We start from the raw sequence: 1,467 nt of genomic DNA, 5'->3' as shown, positions 1-1,467 counted from the left end.
GCCCGGCTCCAAAAACGCATTGAAACAGGCATTCCGTAGTGCGATGGCGGGTTATCCACAGGCCTGAGTTATCCACATTCCGATTTCATGTTTAAGCCAAATCCTCCGGCAGGAGAATTTAACGTCGCCCCCCATTTTTGATCCGCTGGTAACCACTTCGACCGTTTCGCCGTTTTCGGACAAATTAATGATGGCGCATAAGCTGGATATGTTTTCGATGAGAGTGCGCTCCTATGGCAATGCCCTGGCCTTCTCCGTCAGACATGATTTAGCTGCAAAGTATGGACGCCTCCTATTGGAAGTGGGCAATTACGTCGAGGACGGCGCAAACATTATGATCGAGCACGAATGGATGGAGCGGGTACCCCAAGCAGCAGACCGCGAAGCACTGATCAAGCTTTAGCCATGAAACGGAGCATGCGCCCTGTCCAGATTCGAACGGTTGATCGGCTGGCGTGGTGCGCGCGAAACAGCCCGAAGCTGCTGCCGCATGGCTCGATATGCCCGGCGCCTTGTCCTTCATGCTTGACGCCTTGTCCTTCGTGCCCGGCGCCTTGTCCTTCGCTAGGTTTGGCGGTACGGCGCGGCCCCGCTTCTGCCGCATTTTTGCGATATTCGGTCGGGGAAAACGCTCCATTTGGGGAACATCCGCGAAAAATAATACAGCTCCAGGCCGATCTCCTCGGCGATGTCCGTCACGGACAGTGTGCTGCCTGACAGCAAATGCGAACGCACTCGCCGCTGCCATGCGCCTGCTCGATGTAAGCGGATACCATATCCAGCAAAACCGTCTTTATGCGCAGCGGCACCATCAGCGAAGGGCTGAACTCCCATCGATGATTTCTAACGCTGGTGACAAACGCTATTTTGCTAAATCGAGCACTTTTTAAAATGTAACGAAACGTAGTAACGCTATTTGCTCAGAAACGCTGAATCGGGTAGCCCAAAATGCCGAATAAGGCTGCTCACTTGCGTAAGAATTTCATATGGAGCGTTTCGAGTGAAATAAGCTCTCTGGCTAGCGTTAGCACTTACTCCGTAACGCTTCGCTTAATTTTCACTTTTTCCGGAAATAGTTGCTCTGTCAGACGTTGGTTCAGTCCAGGAGAGAACCGCATCACGAGGCCGGGAAGTCCTTCCTTTTCATAGGCGTGCAAGGAATTGCAAATCGTTTTATCCGAACGACCGATGATTTCGGCAATCTCAAGCACAGACCTGCCCATTAAGCGCAAACGCACGGTCTGAAGTCGCTCGTACATGCGACGGTCCTTCGTTACTCTAATTTGCTCTTCTACTGCAACTAGGGCTTCCTTGTTATCGGTTTGTTGGTTTAACTGTACGATCTAATTAAAACTTTGTAAACCTAGGATTTGTGTCAACGCCGGAATTAATTTGACCCACTAGCGCCGACTTAAAATTGACCCACCCACAGTCTCACGTGTCCTTGTTGGCAAGTTGCAGACGATC

The 1,467-nt window shown here is 51.2% G+C and carries 3 protein-coding genes; 1 reads left to right on the top strand and 2 read right to left on the bottom strand.

All coding sequences use genetic code 11. The features are described from left to right. Nucleotides 1–70 precede the first annotated feature (70 nt). Complete coding sequence (locus F591_RS31115; protein WP_083935639.1) at nt 71–403, top strand: DUF3231 family protein; 333 nt, start codon at nt 71–73, stop codon at nt 401–403. A 161-nt stretch (nt 404–564) separates the two neighbouring features. Here the strand turns inward: F591_RS31115 and F591_RS31870 are convergent, their stop codons facing one another. Next, nucleotides 565–735 (bottom strand): hypothetical protein, encoded by a 171-nt coding sequence (locus F591_RS31870; protein WP_156829726.1) that lies wholly within the window; start codon nt 733–735, stop codon nt 565–567. Between the two features lie 296 nt (nt 736–1,031). Next, nucleotides 1,032–1,259, bottom strand: a complete 228-nt coding sequence (locus F591_RS29305) for a helix-turn-helix domain-containing protein (RefSeq protein WP_019537638.1) — start codon at nt 1,257–1,259, stop codon at nt 1,032–1,034. Nucleotides 1,260–1,467 lie beyond the last annotated feature (208 nt).

It is taken from the genome of Paenibacillus ginsengihumi DSM 21568 (assembly GCF_000380965.1).
GTDB lineage: Bacteria > Bacillota > Bacilli > Paenibacillales > NBRC-103111 > Paenibacillus_G > Paenibacillus_G ginsengihumi.
The sequence above is the reverse complement of the archived record's forward strand: the minus strand, read 5'-3'. Positions and strand labels throughout refer to the sequence as shown.

What these genes read in the sequence shown, in the direction of transcription:
- F591_RS29305 (WP_019537638.1), bottom strand. Translation starts at nt 1,259, where the DNA reads ATGTACGAGCGACTTCAGACCGTGCGTTTGCGCTTAATGGGCAGGTCT.